This is a genomic window from Mariluticola halotolerans, assembly GCF_021611515.1.
GTDB classification, from domain to species: domain Bacteria; phylum Pseudomonadota; class Alphaproteobacteria; order Rhizobiales; family Devosiaceae; genus Mariluticola; species Mariluticola halotolerans.
In genome coordinates this window covers 16,794-31,968 of the sequence record NZ_CP090960.1, presented here as the reverse complement: position 1 = coordinate 31,968, position 15,175 = coordinate 16,794, and the positions used below count along the sequence as shown (strand labels likewise).

20 protein-coding genes are annotated in these 15,175 nt (G+C 57.6%); 14 read left to right on the top strand and 6 right to left on the bottom strand.

From position 1 onward, the window contains the following. Positions 1–112 precede the first annotated feature (112 nt). From L1P08_RS00200 to L1P08_RS00165, 8 genes are all read left to right on the top strand, one after another. Complete coding sequence (locus L1P08_RS00200) at positions 113–1,069, top strand: calcium/sodium antiporter (RefSeq protein ID WP_303618004.1); 957 nt, start codon at positions 113–115, stop codon at positions 1,067–1,069. Positions 1,070–1,073: 4 nt separating this feature from the next. Continuing rightward, the gene (locus L1P08_RS00195; protein WP_303618003.1) at positions 1,074–1,841 is read left to right on the top strand and encodes an SDR family oxidoreductase; all 768 of its coding nucleotides are present in this window, start codon (positions 1,074–1,076) and stop codon (positions 1,839–1,841) included. After that, complete coding sequence (gene uvrC, locus L1P08_RS00190) at positions 1,838–3,718, top strand: excinuclease ABC subunit UvrC (RefSeq protein WP_303618002.1); 1,881 nt, start codon at positions 1,838–1,840, stop codon at positions 3,716–3,718. Before L1P08_RS00195 ends, uvrC begins: the two co-directional genes overlap by 4 nt. A gap of 95 nt (positions 3,719–3,813) precedes the next feature. Beyond that, complete coding sequence (locus L1P08_RS00185) at positions 3,814–4,041, top strand: hypothetical protein (RefSeq protein WP_303618001.1); 228 nt, start codon at positions 3,814–3,816, stop codon at positions 4,039–4,041. Positions 4,042–4,044: 3 nt separating this feature from the next. Beyond that, positions 4,045–4,470 (top strand): DUF1801 domain-containing protein, encoded by a 426-nt coding sequence (locus tag L1P08_RS00180; protein ID WP_303618000.1) that lies wholly within the window; start codon positions 4,045–4,047, stop codon positions 4,468–4,470. A 28-nt stretch (positions 4,471–4,498) separates the two neighbouring features. Beyond that, positions 4,499–5,074, top strand: coding sequence for a YdeI/OmpD-associated family protein (locus L1P08_RS00175; protein ID WP_303617999.1), 576 nt, complete (start codon positions 4,499–4,501; stop codon positions 5,072–5,074). Between the two features lie 133 nt (positions 5,075–5,207). Continuing rightward, entirely contained in the window at positions 5,208–5,924 is a 717-nt protein-coding gene (locus L1P08_RS00170) for a VWA domain-containing protein (RefSeq protein ID WP_303617998.1), read from the top strand. Then, the gene (locus tag L1P08_RS00165; RefSeq protein WP_303617997.1) at positions 5,925–6,635 is read left to right on the top strand and encodes a DnaJ domain-containing protein; all 711 of its coding nucleotides are present in this window, start codon (positions 5,925–5,927) and stop codon (positions 6,633–6,635) included. 139 nt (positions 6,636–6,774) lie between these two features. On the opposite strand, the gene L1P08_RS00160 is transcribed toward L1P08_RS00165, so the two are convergent. Continuing rightward, the gene (locus tag L1P08_RS00160; RefSeq protein WP_303617996.1) at positions 6,775–7,242 is read right to left on the bottom strand and encodes a thermonuclease family protein; all 468 of its coding nucleotides are present in this window, start codon (positions 7,240–7,242) and stop codon (positions 6,775–6,777) included. 418 nt (positions 7,243–7,660) lie between these two features. Between L1P08_RS00160 and L1P08_RS00155 the strand changes: the two genes are divergently transcribed. The 5 genes from L1P08_RS00155 to L1P08_RS00135 are packed head-to-tail and all read left to right on the top strand — an operon-like array spanning position 7,661 to position 10,559. Continuing rightward, on the top strand, positions 7,661–8,767 hold the full coding sequence (locus L1P08_RS00155; RefSeq protein ID WP_303617995.1) for a 3-deoxy-7-phosphoheptulonate synthase: 1,107 nt from the start codon (positions 7,661–7,663) through the stop codon (positions 8,765–8,767). A 32-nt stretch (positions 8,768–8,799) separates the two neighbouring features. Beyond that, positions 8,800–9,393 carry a CDP-diacylglycerol--glycerol-3-phosphate 3-phosphatidyltransferase gene (gene pgsA / locus L1P08_RS00150; protein ID WP_303617994.1) on the top strand — a complete coding sequence of 198 codons (594 nt, stop codon included), beginning with the start codon at positions 8,800–8,802 and terminating at the stop codon, positions 9,391–9,393. Beyond that, positions 9,390–9,641, top strand: coding sequence for a molybdopterin converting factor subunit 1 (moaD, locus tag L1P08_RS00145; protein ID WP_303617993.1), 252 nt, complete (start codon positions 9,390–9,392; stop codon positions 9,639–9,641). Before pgsA ends, moaD begins: the two co-directional genes overlap by 4 nt. A gap of 5 nt (positions 9,642–9,646) precedes the next feature. Beyond that, the gene (locus L1P08_RS00140; RefSeq protein WP_303617992.1) at positions 9,647–10,108 is read left to right on the top strand and encodes a molybdenum cofactor biosynthesis protein MoaE; all 462 of its coding nucleotides are present in this window, start codon (positions 9,647–9,649) and stop codon (positions 10,106–10,108) included. After that, entirely contained in the window at positions 10,098–10,559 is a 462-nt protein-coding gene (locus L1P08_RS00135; protein WP_303617991.1) for a VOC family protein, read from the top strand. Before L1P08_RS00140 ends, L1P08_RS00135 begins: the two co-directional genes overlap by 11 nt. Positions 10,560–10,591: 32 nt before the next feature. On the opposite strand, the gene L1P08_RS00130 is transcribed toward L1P08_RS00135, so the two are convergent. Then, positions 10,592–11,482 carry a branched-chain amino acid aminotransferase gene (locus L1P08_RS00130; protein ID WP_303617990.1) on the bottom strand — a complete coding sequence of 297 codons (891 nt, stop codon included), beginning with the start codon at positions 11,480–11,482 and terminating at the stop codon, positions 10,592–10,594. A gap of 63 nt (positions 11,483–11,545) precedes the next feature. Here L1P08_RS00130 and L1P08_RS00125 point away from each other — a divergent pair, with 63 nt between their 5' ends. Then, entirely contained in the window at positions 11,546–12,148 is a 603-nt protein-coding gene (locus L1P08_RS00125) for a MarR family winged helix-turn-helix transcriptional regulator (protein WP_303617989.1), read from the top strand. Here the strand turns inward: L1P08_RS00125 and yddG are convergent, their stop codons facing one another. The 4 genes from yddG to L1P08_RS00105 are packed head-to-tail and all read right to left on the bottom strand — an operon-like array spanning position 12,149 to position 14,715. Continuing rightward, the gene (gene yddG / locus L1P08_RS00120) at positions 12,149–13,036 is read right to left on the bottom strand and encodes an aromatic amino acid exporter YddG (RefSeq protein ID WP_303617988.1); all 888 of its coding nucleotides are present in this window, start codon (positions 13,034–13,036) and stop codon (positions 12,149–12,151) included. Positions 13,037–13,061: 25 nt separating this feature from the next. Next, positions 13,062–13,403, bottom strand: a complete 342-nt coding sequence (locus L1P08_RS00115; RefSeq protein ID WP_303617987.1) for a tRNA-binding protein — start codon at positions 13,401–13,403, stop codon at positions 13,062–13,064. Beyond that, positions 13,400–14,215, bottom strand: a complete 816-nt coding sequence (gene proC / locus L1P08_RS00110) for a pyrroline-5-carboxylate reductase (protein ID WP_303617986.1) — start codon at positions 14,213–14,215, stop codon at positions 13,400–13,402. The genes L1P08_RS00115 and proC overlap by 4 nt, the downstream gene beginning before the upstream one ends. Then, entirely contained in the window at positions 14,212–14,715 is a 504-nt protein-coding gene (locus L1P08_RS00105) for a type III secretion system chaperone family protein (RefSeq protein WP_303619602.1), read from the bottom strand. Before L1P08_RS00105 ends, proC begins: the two co-directional genes overlap by 4 nt. Between the last annotated feature and the right edge of the window lie 460 nt (positions 14,716–15,175).

The following is a 15,175-nucleotide window of genomic DNA, read 5'->3' as shown; positions in this document are numbered from 1 at the left end:
TTGACGTTAAAGTGATATTGGAATCGCCGGCCCGCATACCCATATGCAGCAAAAACAAGTTCGATCCGAATTTCAGGGATTGGCGTCACATAAAAATTATAAAGGGAACTTCATGGCTATTGTCACTCTCATCGCCGGTCTGATCCTCTTGGTTCTGGCTGGCGATGCGCTCGTCCGGGGTGCGGTTTCCGTCGCTCAGCGTGCCAGTGTGCCACCCATCATCATAGGTCTGACGATTGTCGCTTTCGGCACCTCGGCGCCGGAACTTATTGTATCAGTCGAGGCCGCTTTAAAGAGAGCTCCAGGCCTTGCCATCGGCAATGTCGTCGGGTCCAACATCACCAATATCCTTCTGGTGCTCGGACTGCCCGCTATCATCACGCCAATAGTGCTTGCGGAAGACGGCATCAGACGCTCCACCGTCTTCATGATTCTGATCAGTCTTGGCCTGGCCTTTATGGCGATGAACGGCATAATCTCGCGACTGGATGGTCTGTTTCTGATCGCCCTGTTGGTCGTCTATCTGGGCTATAGCGGCTTTGAAGCCAACAAAGCCAACCGCGCCAACGTCGTAAGCGACGAACTGGAAGAACTTTCTGCGGACAATATCACCACCAAACAAATTGCGCTTCTTCTTGGGTTTGGTGTCGTCGGCCTTGGCTTTGGTGGCAAAATGGTCACCGAAGGTGCGCTGGATTTGGCGGCGATGCTGGGCGTCGCCGACACCGCTGTGGGCCTGACAATCGTCGCTCTCGGCACATCGCTGCCCGAGCTTGCCACAAGCCTCGCGGCCGCATTGCGCAAACAAACCGGCGTCGTTATCGGTAACGTGCTCGGCTCGAACATTTTCAACGCGTTGGGCATTATCGGCATTACCAGCCTACTGGTGCCGCTTGATGTCAGTAGCTCTATTATAAATTTCGACATCTGGGTCATGCTCGCCGCCGCGCTGCTCATGGCACCGGTTGCCTTCATGACCCGCCGGGTCAGCCGTTTCGGCGGTGTGATCATGCTGCTGGCTTACATCATTTACACTATTGTGGTGTTCCGCAACGGAATGGCAATCTGAGCTGATGAACGACTCAACGACCATCAAAGGCACGGCGCTGGTCACAGGCGCGGCGAACCGGCTAGGCGCGAGCCTGGCTCGGGGCCTCGCCGCAAATGGTTATCGGGTCATCATCCATTACAGCAGTTCACGTGACGATGCGGAGACGCTGGCAGCGGAGATAGGTCACGACATCGCCGCTACGGCAATGGCAGACCTGACGAGTGACCAAGCCCGGGCGGCGTTGATTGACGCGGCAGGCAAACCGTTCGGTCCGCTCACTCTTCTCGTCAACAATGCGTCCCTGTTCGAGCGCGACAGTGCCGACACGCTTGATGAAGATGTCTGGGACCGGCATTTCGCGCTTCATGCCAAAACGCCCGCTTTTCTGGCACAAGCGTTTGCAACCCAATTACCCGCAGGTCAGACCGGCAACATCATCAATATCATCGACGAGCGTGTGCTGCACCCCGCACCCGCCGCATTCTCTTATCATTTGTCTAAATCCGTCTTGTGGATGGCCACGCGCACTCTCGCGCAGACTTACGCACCACGCATCCGCGTCAACGCCATCGGCCCCGGCCCTATCCTTCCCGAGGCGGGCCAGTCACAATCCGATTTCGATCGGCGCAGTGCCGACAACCTGCTCCAACACGCCGCCAGCCCGGCTGACGCGGTGCAAGCCATGCTGTTCCTGCTCAATGCGCCCACCATTACCGGCCAGATGTTGGCCATCGATGGCGGCGAACATCTCGGCTGGCAGGAGCGGCGCGGCCCCACCCCGAGGTCATGATGAACGGCCTCGATCAAACCGGCCCTGACATCATCAAGGCCTTCGTCAAAACCCTGCCCTCGGCCCCCGGCGTTTATCGCATGCTCGATGAAAAGGGCGAGGTCATCTACGTTGGTAAGGCGCGCAGCCTCAAATCGCGGGTGACCAATTACACCCGTTATGAGGGCAATCCCATCCGTACCCAGCGGATGATCTCGGCCACCCGCACCATGGAATTCGTGCGCACGCAAACCGAGAGCGAAGCCTTGCTGCTCGAGGCCAATCTGATCAAGCGGCTCAAACCCCGCTTCAACGTGCTACTGCGCGACGACAAGAGCTTCCCCTATATTCTCATCGCCACCGAACACGACGCGCCCGAATTGACCAAGCATCGCGGCACCCGCCGCCGCAAGGGCCATTATTTCGGCCCCTTCGCCTCGGTCAGCGCCGTTAACCGCACCATTGCCGCGCTGCAAAAAGCCTTCCTGTTGCGCAATTGCTCCGACAGTTTTTATGCCGGGCGCACCCGCCCCTGCCTGCAACATCAGATCAAGCGTTGCGCTGCGCCCTGTACCGGAGAAATTTCCATTCCGGAGTATCAGGCGCTGGCCGAAGATGCCCGCGCCTTCCTCTCGGGCAGGTCAAAATCAGTACAAACCCAACTGCAACAGGACATGAACGAGGCCGCCGAAGCCCTTGATTTCGAACGCGCTGCCCTGCTGCGCGACCGGCTTTCGGCCTTGGCCCTTGTCCAGAGCCAGGGTGATATGAACGCAAGATCTGTCGAAGAAGCCGACATCTTTGCCATCCACCATGAAGCCGGCCAGTTCTGCGTGCAGGTCTTCTTTTTCCGCGCTTTCCAGAACTGGGGCAATCACGCCTTCCGCCCCCGTGCCGATTCAGCGCTGGACGATGCCGAAGTGCTCGAAGCCTTCGTCTCGCAGTTTTACGAAAACCGCACCCCGCCCAAACAGATTCTTCTGTCCCATGATCTGAGCGAACACGCCCTGATGGAAGAAGCGCTCTCCTCCCGGCTCGGGTCCAAGGTCAATATCCTGACCCCGAAACGTGGTGAAAAGCGCGATCTGGTCGAATACGCCCTCAACAACGCAAAAGAAGCGCTGGGCCGCCAGCTGGCCGAAGGGGCAACACAAAAAAACCTGCTTGATAGCATGGCTGAGACCTTCGGCCTCGACGCCCCGCCCCGCCGCATCGAGATTTACGATAACTCCCACATCCAGGGCACCAATGCTGTCGGCGGCATGGTTGTCGCCGGTGTCGAGGGCCTTTCCAAAAAGCACTACCGCACCTTCAACATCAAATCTGAAGATATCACCCCAGGCGATGATTTCGGCATGATGCGCGAAGTGCTGACCCGCCGTTTTACCCGGCTGGCCAATGAAAGCCCCACCGATGCTGAGGATAATGCCACCGGCATGCCCGACTGGCCCGATATCCTTTTGATCGACGGCGGCAAGGGTCAGCTCAGCGCCGTCCGCGATGTCCTGGCCGACCTCAACCTGCCCCGCGATATCACCCTGATTGGCATCGCCAAGGGCGAAGAACGTAATGCGGGGCGCGAAACCTTTTTCATGGAAGGCCGCACACCCTTCATGCTGCCCGCCCGCGATCCGGTGCTCTATTATCTGCAGCGTCTGCGCGACGAAGCCCACCGTTTCGCCATCGGCACCCACCGGGCCCGGCGCAAAAAGGATTTTGTCAAGAATCCGCTCGATGAGATCGAGGGTATCGGCCCCACTCGCAAACGCGCCCTGCTCAACCATTTTGGCTCGGCCAAGGCTGTTTCCCGTGCGTCGCTCTCCGATCTGACTGCCATTGATGGGATTTCCCACGCCATGGCCCAGCTGATCTACGATCACTTCAACACCAGTCGATAGCCATATTTTTCTGCAACACTCAACCCTACTGACAGGTTCTGTCACACGCTGTGCAAACCTGCCTCCTGTCGCAATCAAGCCAACAGGAGACAATGATGAAATGGAGCTATTGGATAAGGCAACTTCACCGCTGGCTGTCGATCGTTTTCACCTTGACGGTCGCCGCAAATTTCGCGGCAATGGCCGTTGGTGAGCCCCCCATGTGGATCGTATACGCACCGCTGCCGCCGCTCTTTTTGATGTTGGCAAGCGGGCTTTATATGTTCTTTCTGCCCTATGCCGCAAAGATCAGGCAGTCGAGCACTCACATGGGAGGTGAATAGGCAATGGCTGAAAAAAGAGGCAATCCGGAACCAGTTTTGCTTTCGGGTGGTAACCCACAAATTGCAAAAGGCGATGGCGACATTCCAGTCAAAGCCTATGTCGATGCCATGCCGGGATGGAAAGGCGAAGTCGGCCGCCGTCTCGACACCCTGATCGTTGAAGCGGTACCGGATGTGCAAAAGGCGATACGCTGGAACACCCCGTTTTACGGCAATAAAGGCGACGGCTGGTTCGTCGCCTATCACTGCCTCACAAAATACATCAAAGTAAGCTTCTTCAAGGGCACCGATTTACATCCTGAGCCACCCGTGGTTTCAAAGGGCCCCACCCGCTCCTTGCATATCGAGGAAGGAAAGCCGTGGGACGAAGAACAATTCACCAAATGGGTTCTCCAGGCCAGCAGACTGCCCGGCGAAAAGGTTTTTTGACATGGCACCCAACGGGAAAAGCAAAATCATGAATCCGGCGCTTGATGAAAACTTCCACACAGCCAGGCTGTGGCATGACGAGGCAATTGCACTTCGCGAAATTCTCAGCGATTGCGACCTAGCCGAGGAATTGAAATGGGGCAAACCCTGCTACACGCATCATGGTGCCAACGTCGCCATCATCCAGCGCATGAAGGATTTTCTGGCGCTGATGTTTTTCAAGGGCGCAGCGCTTGAAGACCTCGACGGCATACTGGTCGAACAAGGGCCCAACTCGCGCTTCGCCAAGCGGCTGGAATTCACCAGCGTCAAAGCCGTCCAGGACAAGAGGCGGTTTATCGAGGCCTATATCGAAGAGGCAATTCAGCTGGAAAAGACGGGTACCAAAGTCGATGTATCAAGCGAACTGCACCTCATCGACGAACTGCAGGAAAAGCTGGCAGAAGACTCCGAATTCAGTGCCGCATTCGATGCACTGACACCGGGTCGCCAGCGGGGCTACAATCTTCATTTCGGCGGCGCAAAGCAGCCAGCTACCCGTGTCGCGCGGATAAACAAGTACCGGCAAAAAATCATGGATGGCAAAGGCTTCAACGATCGCTGATTATTTTCACCAGCTAGGTGGCACCCGTGTCGCGCTTAATGATCTGCCCCAAGGCCGAAAATAGCCGCAACCCTTGCGAAGTGCCCTTCGCGACCGCATATTCAAATGACCGATCCCAATAGCGAGACAATGTGTGCGAAAGCCGGACCGTCCCTCATCACCGCTGACGAAAACGCCCGCCCCCTCGACGCGGGGCGAGATTGCTGATTTCGTCAAGGCGGTCGGCAATCTGGCCAAGCCCTCAGGTGCCGGTGGCCGGGGCCGTTTGCTGTTTGCGCTCGACGCCACGATGAGCCGCCAGCCCACATGGGACACCGCCTGCAACGTGCAGGCGCATATGTTTGAAACCGTCGCCGATACCGGTGGTCTCGACGTGCAATTGCTCTATTTTCGCGGCTTTGGTGAATGCCGCGCCTCCAAATGGGTCAGCGATGCAAAATCGCTTGCCGGATTGATGGCCGGCATCACCTGCCAGGGCGGCCACACCCAGATCGGCAAGGTTTTCAATCATGCCCGCACCGAGTTCACCAAGCGCAAGATCAACGCGCTGGTCTATGTTGGGGACGCGGTGGAAGAGGACATCGACAATCTGGCCGCCAAGGCGGGGCAACTCGGTTTGCTGGGCTGCCCTGTTTTCATCTTTCAGGAAGGTGAAGATCGTCGGGTCGAAACCGCTTTCAGGGAATTCGCCCGCCTGACCAAAGGCGCCTATGCGCGGTTTGATTCAAGCGCACCTGCCGAGCTTGCGGCGCTGCTGCGTGCCGTTGCCGCTTATGCCAGCGGGGGGCGCGCCGCACTCAGCCTGCAAAAATCCGCACCCGCCAAAAACCTCCTCGAGCAATTGCCCTAGATGCCCTATTTACCTCTCGCTGTGCTTGCCCTGATGGCAGGCCTTTATGCCTACCATCTCTACAGGCAGGGCAATATCGGCATCCTGCTCAACAGCCTGCGTTGGATCATCGGCGGCGGCGCGCTGCTTTTTGCCGCCATTCTCGGGCTTGGGGGCCGGGTCAGTATCGCCAGCATGCTGGGGCTGGTCGGTGCCTCTGTTCTCATCCGCGGGCGTCTCGGCCCCATCGATTTTAATACAATCAAGGCACCGGCGCCCACCACATCCCGTGTGCGGAGCCGCTTTTTCGATATGGTGCTGGATCATGACAGTGGCGCGGTGCACGGCAAGATCATCGCCGGCAGCTATGCCCGCACAGACCTGATGGATTTAGGCGAAAACGATACCCGTGTCCTGTTGCAGGAAGTCAGTCATGACCCGGACAGCCTCAGCCTGCTCGAAGCATGGCTTGATGCCAACCGGAGCGGCTGGCGCGAATATTTCGCCGAGCAGGATGGCGAACCCGGCGAGCACGCTTCAGCCGCATCCGGCCCTATGGATAGTCAGCAGGCCTATGAAATCCTCGGACTGTCGCCCGGTGCTGCACCGGAAGAGATTAAATCGGCCCATCACCGATTGCTCAAGGCCGTGCATCCCGATCAGGGCGGTTCAACCTATCTCGCCGCCCGCATCAACGCCGCCAAGGATTACCTGCTCAAGCAGCAGCACTAGCGCGTTTCCGGCCTCCCCGGATGCCCGTCATTGCGAGCGCCAAAGGCGCGCGGCAATCCAGAGCGGCGGACACCAGTACTTGTCGCTCTGGATCACCACGGCGCTGCGCGCCTCGCGATGACAAAGAATTTGAATTGCTCTAGCACCACCCGTGCCGCGCCCCGTCCCAATTCCGGGCCAATCCTTCAGATACCAGCACCGCACCCAGCGATTGCCCGTCACGCTGGATCACGCGCAATGTGCGGTCATAAACATCGGTATCTCGGTTATCATAGCGCGCCAGTTCGATTGGTCCGGCATTCAGCAATTGCTGCAAGCGCCGCGTGGCTTCTTCCCCGCGCTGCCTTTCCGCCGCACATTTCGGGCTGAACACTTCGGGCGTGTCAATATCCGCAATCCGGATCTTATCACCCTTGATCCAAACCGTATCCCCGTCCACCACACAGGTAACGCGGGTTCCGGCACCACAAAGCTCAAAATGAGCGCTGATTGGCGCACCAATCGTCTGCGTTCGCGGAGCCGTTGCCAAAAAGTCCTCGGGCGCAACAATATACGAACCGGCATAGGCAATGGCCGCCACCGCTACAATCAGGCTCAGCGGCTGCACCGGATGCCGCCAAAAGCCCCTTCCCCGCCGTGACCTCGCTTTGTAGCGTTGCCGCCCCGCTGCCACGCGCCCGAACTGCCCGATCCGGCTCATCTGTCACCCTCTGTCCCGTCAAACCCGGGCAGAAGACTCCGCCTGTTCGCCTTTCGTTTCCAGTCGGCAGAACACTTATGGTTAACCACGGGTTAAACATGGGGAGGTGACAAGCCCGTTCAGGCACGCTATAGAGTTTGCATGACCCATCGTTCCGCCAACTTCTATTTCTGGTATTTTAGCTATCCGATGCCACAGGCGGACGGAGGGGTGCGTATTATCTAAATACAGAAATACAACAGCACAAAATACCCGAACCACCGCCAGCCCTTCTGGCGGTTTTTTTGTGCCGCCGGTTGGAAAATAATCCACGAGGAAACCGGCAATGTTGAAAATCACTGATAATCTGCGTATTCGCGAATTGCGCGAATTGATCTCCCCCGAAACCGTGACCAATGAATTCCCCGCCACGGAACGGGCCACCGGCACCGTCATCGCGTCCCGCTCAGCTGTCCACAATATCCTTAAAGGCACCGATGATCGTCTGACCGTCGTCGTCGGCCCCTGCTCGATCCATGATCCGGAAGCGGCGCTCGAATACGCAGAACGGCTGGCGGCCATGCGCACAAAATTCAGCGACACTCTGGAAATCATCATGCGGGTTTACTTTGAAAAGCCGCGCACAGTTGTCGGCTGGAAAGGATTGATCAACGATCCCAATCTTGATGGCAGCTTTGAAATCAACAATGGCCTGCGCATCGCCCGCAACCTGCTGGTCGAAATCAACTCGCTGGGTCTGCCCGCCGCCGTTGAATTCCTCGACATGACCACACCGCAATACATTGCCGATCTGGTCTCATGGGCCGCCATCGGCGCCCGTACCACCGAAAGCCAGATCCACCGTGAACTGGCCTCCGGCCTCTCCTGCCCCGTCGGCTTTAAAAACGGCACAGGCGGCGACATCAAGATCGCAGCCGATGCGGTTAGCTCTGCGGCACACCCCCACCATTTCCTGGCTGTCACCAAAAGCGGCCACTCCGCCATTGCCACCACCACCGGTAATGAGGATTGCCACATCATCCTGCGCGGCGGCAAAACCACCAATTACGATGCCGAAAGCCTCGATGCGGCCTCTAGGGTCGTGGAAAAATCCGGACTCCGCCCCGCCATCATGATCGATGCAAGCCACGCCAATTCCAGCAAGAAGCCGGAAAACCAGCCCGACGTCATCGACAATATCGCAATCCAGATTGAAACCGGCGAAACCCGGATCATGGGCGTCATGGTGGAAAGCAATCTCGTTGCAGGTCGGCAGGATCTGATCGCCGGCCAAGCCCTCACCTATGGCCAGTCCATCACCGACGGCTGCATTGACTGGGACAGCACAGTCTCGGTGCTCGAACGTCTGGATAGCGCCATAAACACGCGCCGTCAGACTGGAAAAACCGACCACGCTGCGGCAAAGCAGATGGAGAGCGTCAATCGGGCTTGACCTCCCGCGTCCGATGCTGTTGGGGTTGCGTCATGACTGATCAACCCCAACGCCTTTCGCTGCCCAACATGCTCACGGTCGCCCGGATCATTGCCATTCCGGTGATTGTGGTTCTTGCCATCATGCCCGGCCCCGGCGACATGTTTCGCTGGCTGGCTTTGCTGCTTTATGTAATCGCTGCCATCACGGATTTCTTTGATGGCTTTCTGGCTCGCGTCATGGGCCAGACCTCGGCCCTTGGGCGTATGCTTGATCCGATAGCGGACAAGCTGCTGGTTGGCGCATTGCTCATCACCCTTGCCTGGGACCGAACCTTCTCGGCCTTCGACCTCATTCCTGCCATTGCGATAATGCTGCGCGAGATTTTTGTGCCCGGTCTGCGCGAGTTCCTCGGTGCCAAAAGCGTCGTGGTGCACGTTTCAAGGCTGGCGAAATACAAAACCACCGTCCAGCTGGTCGCCATGGGCATCCTGCTCGCCGAACCGCTCATGCCGGGCCTGCGCTTTATCTCGGATCTCGTCCTTTGGCTTGCCGCCATTCTCACGGTTTGGACCGGCTGGTCCTACTGGCAGGGGGCACAACAACATTTCCGCGAGGACGATGTTAAGCCGGAGCCAGATGCATGAGAGTGCTCTATTTCGCCTGGCTGCGCGAACGTCTTAATCGCAGTGCAGACGAATTTGAATTGCCCGAGACCGTTCAAACAGTCGGCGATCTGCTGGCATGGATCGGTGAGAAAGACGAAGCCGCCGCCCTTGCCTTTGAGGACCCGCGCCTGATCCGCGCCGCCTGCGATGAGGAACTCGTCGACCACTCAGCGCCCATAGCGGGTGTTACAACCGTCGCCCTGTTCCCGCCGATGACCGGCGGCTAAGCCGGATGTTTGTCCGCCTGCAATCAGACCCGTTTGATCCCGGCGACGAAACAAATGCCTTTCTTGACGCACATCCCGAAACGGGTGCGCTGGTTACCTTCACAGGCACGGTGCGCTCCACGCCCGACAGGCCGGTGGAAACCCTCACGCTGGAACATTACCCGGCCCTCGCACAAAAGCAGATCACCCGCTTTGCCGAACAGGCCATAGCCCGCTTTGCCCTGACAGATATCGGTGTCATCCACCGTTTTGGCAGCCTTAAGCGCGGCGAAGTCATCGTGATGGTATTGGCCATCGCCCCCCACCGCCAGGCGGCTTTCGATGGGGCGAATTACGTCATGGACTGGCTGAAAACTGACGCCCCGTTCTGGAAACAGGAAACAGGGCCAGAAGGCACGAATTGGGTGACTGCAAAAGCAGAGGACGATGCAGCACGCCATAAATGGGAGGATCAAAATGGCTGGTGAACTCAGCGTATTGGCAAAGTCATATCTCGACAAAGAGCCGGACACACCATTCCGGCTCGCGGGCATTGACCATGTCGTGCTCCTTGTCGGCGACATTCAACAAGCCATGCACTTCTATATCGAAGTACTCGGCTGCCGTCCGGGCTATTCCTATCCAGATCTTGCCATGGAACAGGTCTGGGCGGGTTCTGAACTGATTGTTCTGATCGATCTGACCGACCCCAAATCAGCCTATGCCCAGCCGCCCGTCGAAGGCGGGCGCAATATGGATCATCTCTGCTTGTCCATCAGCCCCTTCACCCGTGAAGCAATGCGCGCCCATCTCGCAAAGCATGGTGTTGAGATTGACCGGGAAGCCGTACATGGCGGTGCCCGCGGCATGGGCGAAGCCACGTATATCTTCGACCCCTGGGGCAACAAGATCGAACTGAAAGGCCCGCCCCTTATTTGAGGCGGGCCCGTTTATCGTCAGCACAGAAAGCCTTATTCAGCCGCGGCCTTTTTTGGCTGCACGGCGTGGGTATAAGCATCCACCAGCGTGTTGCAGGCTTCGCCAGGCGTAAAGCGATAATCGCCAACTTCGGAAACAGGCGTCACTTCCGCAGCAGTGCCCGTGAGGAAACACTCATCAAACTGGCCCAGTTCGTCCGGCATGATATGGCGCTCGATGACGTCATAACCGTGTTCCTTGGCCAGACCGATCACCGTCCGGCGCGTAATACCATCAAGGAAACAGTCAGGGGTCGGTGTGTGAATTTCCTTGCCCTTTACGAAGAACACATTGGCCCCGGTCGCCTCGGCAACATAACCGCGATAATCCAGCATCAACGCATCGCCATAGCCCGCATCCATCGCCGCGTGTTTTGACAGCGTACAGATCATGTAAAGCCCGGCGGCTTTCGATTTGCAGGGGATCGTCTCCGGCGACGGGCGCTTCCATTTCGACCACATCAGGCGAATGCCCTTAAGCCGCTCTTCCATGGTGAAATAGCTCGGCCATTCCCAGGCAGCGATCGCCACATGAACGGTGTTATTGTTGGCACCTACGCCCATTTCTTCCGAACCGCGCCAGGCCACGGGGCGCATATAGGCGTCCACCAGATTGTTCTTGGCCAAAACATCGCGGCAGGCCTGATCAATCTGATCGGCGCTATAAGGCACGTCAAAATCAAGAATTTTCCCCGACGCGATCAACCGCTCGGAATGCTCACGCAGCTTGAAAACCTCGCCGCCATAAGCACGCTGCCCCTCAAATACGCAGCTCGCATAATGCAGCCCGTGCGTCAGTACATGAACCTTGGCATCTTTCCAGGGTTTGAGTTCACCATCGAACCAGATCCAGCCGTCGCGCTGGTCCATTGGCAGGCCTGCCATTTTATGTCTCCCAGATCTTATAATTTGCGTGAAAGGCCCACTCGCAATGGCTTTCACCCTCTGATGTCAATCATGCCCCACGCTTGCGCACTTGGCAAACCGGGATCTCTTTGGGATAACAACCAAAGGCGCATGTTTAGTGGGAACAAGATGGCAGCGAAATCAATAAATGTCAATAAGACTGACATAAATTCCGGCACATCAACCCCAGGCAACCTGCCCCTGGATGTTATGGGACTTTTCTTCTTTGCATACAGGGATTTCGTTGGAGATGCTGATGCACTGCTGGAAAAGCAGGGATTCGGCAGAGCCCATCATCGCGTCCTCTATTTCGTCAATTTACGGCCCGGCATGCCTGTCGCGGATCTGCTGGATATCCTCAAAATCACCAAACAGAGTCTCGCCCGCGTGCTCCGGCAGCTCATCGATAATGGCTATGTCGAACAAATGACCGGCAAATCCGACAGGCGCCAGCGCCTGCTTTACGCCACGGACAAGGGACGTGCCTTCTTCGAAAGCCTCTCCGCCAGCCAGGCCAGCCGCATCGACATGGCGATCAAAAGCCTGCCCCACGATAGCCGCGACATCATCTGCCGTTTCCTGGCGGAAATGGTCGAGCCCGGCGATCATGCCACGCTGAAACGGCTCAACCTCACGAACACCTAGTCACTTTCTCGCCGCCCGCGCACCACGCAGCATTTCAAGCGATGCCAGCAGCGCGCCGCCAACAATCGCCACGCAGGCAAATGCCAACACCCAGCTTGGGGCCGCCCGGCCAAACAAAACCAGCAGAACGGCTGAAATCAGCGGTGCCATATAAGACATGGCGCCCAGGGCCCGGATATTGCCGCGCTTCACCCCCACATCCCAGGTAAAAAACGCCGCCCCGACCGGGCCAAGCCCCAACCCGACAACCGCCAGCCATTCAATGCTGCCCTCAGGCATCACGGTGGTTTCAAAAATGGCGTGACAAAGCAAACCAAGCACCGCCGTCGCCCCGCAAAACCAGCCCACCACATCAGTCGGTACTTCACCAAACCGGCGCGACAATACCGAATAGCCAGACCACGTCAGGGCGCAGGCAATCGCTGCCAGATACCCCAGCGCGTAACGGGAATCGAACACCACCTGCCCGCCATTGGTCACCAGCAACGCACACCCGCCCAGCCCCATCAACGCGCCCAGAACATGAAACCAGCGCAGTCGTTCACCCGGTAAAAGCGCCGAGAATAAAACGATGAGCAGTGGCCATAAATAGGCGATCAGGCTGGCGTCCACGGGCGGCGCATTCTTCAAGGCCATGAAATAGAAGAAATGATAGCCAAACAGCCCGCCAATCCCCAACACCCAAACAGGGGCCGGATAGCGGAGAAAGACCAGCGGATTTTCCCACCGCAAAATCCATTTGCCCAGCGCCAGCAGAAACGCAATGGCAAAGGTCATCGCCACCAGCTGAAATGGCGGTATCATGCCGGTATAGGTTGTAAAAAGCGCCAGTGCGCCCCACAAAAACACGGCCGTGCCACCGATCAGCGTCGCAGTCTGTTCAGACATGTTTGGTCCCGATCGCGGAATGCCGCTACATCAGCTTCTTGCCATTCGGCACTGGTTGCCCTGTGCCCGCCAGCACAATTGCCCCGGCCTCATCCTCAAAGCCCAGGGTTAGCACTTCGGATTTCAATGGCCCGATCTGGCGCGGCGGAAAATTCACCACCGCCATCACCTGGCGGCCCACCAGCTCTTCAGGCGTATAATGCACCGTGATTTGCGCTGAGGATTTCTTCACCCCGATTTCGGCACCAAAATCGATCAACAGCACATAGGCAGGCTTACGAGCCTCGGGAAACGTGCGCGCCTCAACAATCGTCCCGGTCCGAATATCGACCTTTTCGAAATCATCCCAGCTGATCGTCTCGCTCACTTGCCCAGCTCCTCGGAACGCTTGCGCGCCGCTTTCACCGCCCGCGCCATCAGCGGGGCCAGCCCGTCATCCGCCATCAACACAGCAAGCGCATCGGCTGTCACACCCTTTGGCGAGGTCACATTCTCGCGCAGCGTGCCAGCATCAGTGGGATCAGCATCCATCAGGGCAGCCGCCCCGATAATGGTCTGCCGCGCCAGTTCCATCGCCTGCTCAGGGTCAAGCCCTTCGGCAACACCAGCCGCCGCCAGCGCCTCAACCATGTAAAACACATAGGCCGGCCCGGAGCCGGAAACCGCTGTCAGTGAATCCAGCTTGGCTTCCTCATCAAACCAGGCAACCTTGCCCGATGCTGCCAGCAATGCCGCGGTAATATCGCGATCTTCGGCATTCACGCCTTCAGCGGGCACAGCACCGGTCATCCCCTTGCCTACCTGTGCCGGGGTATTCGGCATCATGCGCACAACCCGCTGGGTTCCCAGATCGCTTTTCAGCGTTTCCAGCGAAATCCCTGCCGCAATCGAGAGGACCAGTGTTTCATCCCCCACACGCGGCGCAAGATCAGCCAGCACATCGCGCATGATCTGCGGCTTGACCGCCAGCACCAGCACCCGGGGCGCCAGATCGGGCATTTCGCCAATCAACAACAACCCGTGTTGCCCGGCAAAATCAATCACCGGATCCGAGGGTTTCGGATCAACCAAAATCAAACGGTCAGCGCGCAAACCGGCGGCCAGCCAGCCCCGCGCCATTGCGGTACCCATTTTGCCCGCGCCAACAAGGACGACAGGCCCCAAATCTGAAAGTTTCATGCTTCGCCTACGGTCTCGAACATAACCGAATTAAGCGCATCTGAAGCTGATTTGCCAGCCCATACAACAAACTGAAACGCCTGATAATAAGTATCGCAGGCATCGGTCGCCGACCTTAGCAAGGCTTCGCACTGCTGCGGCGACACTTCGGCCCCACCGGAAAGCAGGTGTGAGTTGCGGAACAACACCACCCCTTCCCGGCTCCAGATATCGAAATGCCCGATCCACAATTGCTCATTGATCAACGCGATCAACTGCTTCACTTCGCTCTTGCGCGCATCTGGCACCTTGAGATCGAACGCCGCTGCCACATGCAGGCTTTCCAGATCTTCCATCCAGTTGAAGGAAACATGGTAATCGCTCCACCCGCCGCGCACGGAGATGGAGATCTCATCCGCGTCCTGACGTTCGAACGTCCAGTCATTAAACGAGGCAATATGCTCGATAATGTCTACTGGATGAACGATCCGATCCGGCTCGATTTGAAGAAGAAGCGACATATATACCAGGCCCCGCAATAATGTGGCGTGTTTAGTTCCGGCCGCCGGATCACCCGGCAAACCAACGATACGCAAAACTTGAAACAGACCGCGCTCGAAAGAGCTCGCAACACGAATCGTCTTGATAGACAAACCCTATACCGGGACCCTACGCAGGACACTTGGTGCCACCGCAGCGAACTGCTTTCTCTTGTGGATGATCAGGCCAACGATGTTAACAAGTCCTTAATGTCGAACATTCTTAACAAGCAAAATGTGACCGCCTGATAATGGCTTGTTTCCACCAGCCGAACCAGTTTTAGAATGAACCCGGTCCGGGTTTGCCCCCATCCGGAAAACAGGGGAAATCTCCAGCCTCTGAAAGGACTGTCACACATTCGGTAGGTGAAATTGCGCAAACATCAAATTCCGCCCGACCAGACCGCATCTGCTTTCCAGCCAACAAAAAAGCCGCCCCAAA

Bases quoted from the DNA above. Each gene is read 5' to 3' on its own strand.
- yddG (WP_303617988.1), bottom strand. From the start codon at position 13,036: ATGTCTGAACAGACTGCGACGCTGATCGGTGGCACGGCCGTGTTTTTG.
- L1P08_RS00135 (WP_303617991.1), top strand. From the start codon at position 10,098: ATGGCTGGTGAACTCAGCGTATTGGCAAAGTCATATCTCGACAAAGAG.
- L1P08_RS00195 (WP_303618003.1), top strand. From the start codon at position 1,074: ATGAACGACTCAACGACCATCAAAGGCACGGCGCTGGTCACAGGCGCG.
- moaD (WP_303617993.1), top strand. From the start codon at position 9,390: ATGAGAGTGCTCTATTTCGCCTGGCTGCGCGAACGTCTTAATCGCAGT.
- L1P08_RS00200 (WP_303618004.1), top strand. From the start codon at position 113: ATGGCTATTGTCACTCTCATCGCCGGTCTGATCCTCTTGGTTCTGGCT.
- L1P08_RS00180 (WP_303618000.1), top strand. From the start codon at position 4,045: ATGGCTGAAAAAAGAGGCAATCCGGAACCAGTTTTGCTTTCGGGTGGT.
- L1P08_RS00125 (WP_303617989.1), top strand. From the start codon at position 11,546: ATGTCAATCATGCCCCACGCTTGCGCACTTGGCAAACCGGGATCTCTT.
- L1P08_RS00155 (WP_303617995.1), top strand. From the start codon at position 7,661: ATGTTGAAAATCACTGATAATCTGCGTATTCGCGAATTGCGCGAATTG.
- uvrC (WP_303618002.1), top strand. From the start codon at position 1,838: ATGATGAACGGCCTCGATCAAACCGGCCCTGACATCATCAAGGCCTTC.
- L1P08_RS00185 (WP_303618001.1), top strand. From the start codon at position 3,814: ATGAAATGGAGCTATTGGATAAGGCAACTTCACCGCTGGCTGTCGATC.
- L1P08_RS00105 (WP_303619602.1), bottom strand. From the start codon at position 14,715: ATGTCGCTTCTTCTTCAAATCGAGCCGGATCGGATCGTTCATCCAGTA.
- L1P08_RS00165 (WP_303617997.1), top strand. From the start codon at position 5,925: ATGCCCTATTTACCTCTCGCTGTGCTTGCCCTGATGGCAGGCCTTTAT.
- L1P08_RS00130 (WP_303617990.1), bottom strand. From the start codon at position 11,482: ATGGCAGGCCTGCCAATGGACCAGCGCGACGGCTGGATCTGGTTCGAT.
- L1P08_RS00140 (WP_303617992.1), top strand. From the start codon at position 9,647: ATGTTTGTCCGCCTGCAATCAGACCCGTTTGATCCCGGCGACGAAACA.
- L1P08_RS00175 (WP_303617999.1), top strand. From the start codon at position 4,499: ATGAATCCGGCGCTTGATGAAAACTTCCACACAGCCAGGCTGTGGCAT.
- proC (WP_303617986.1), bottom strand. From the start codon at position 14,215: ATGAAACTTTCAGATTTGGGGCCTGTCGTCCTTGTTGGCGCGGGCAAA.
- pgsA (WP_303617994.1), top strand. From the start codon at position 8,800: ATGACTGATCAACCCCAACGCCTTTCGCTGCCCAACATGCTCACGGTC.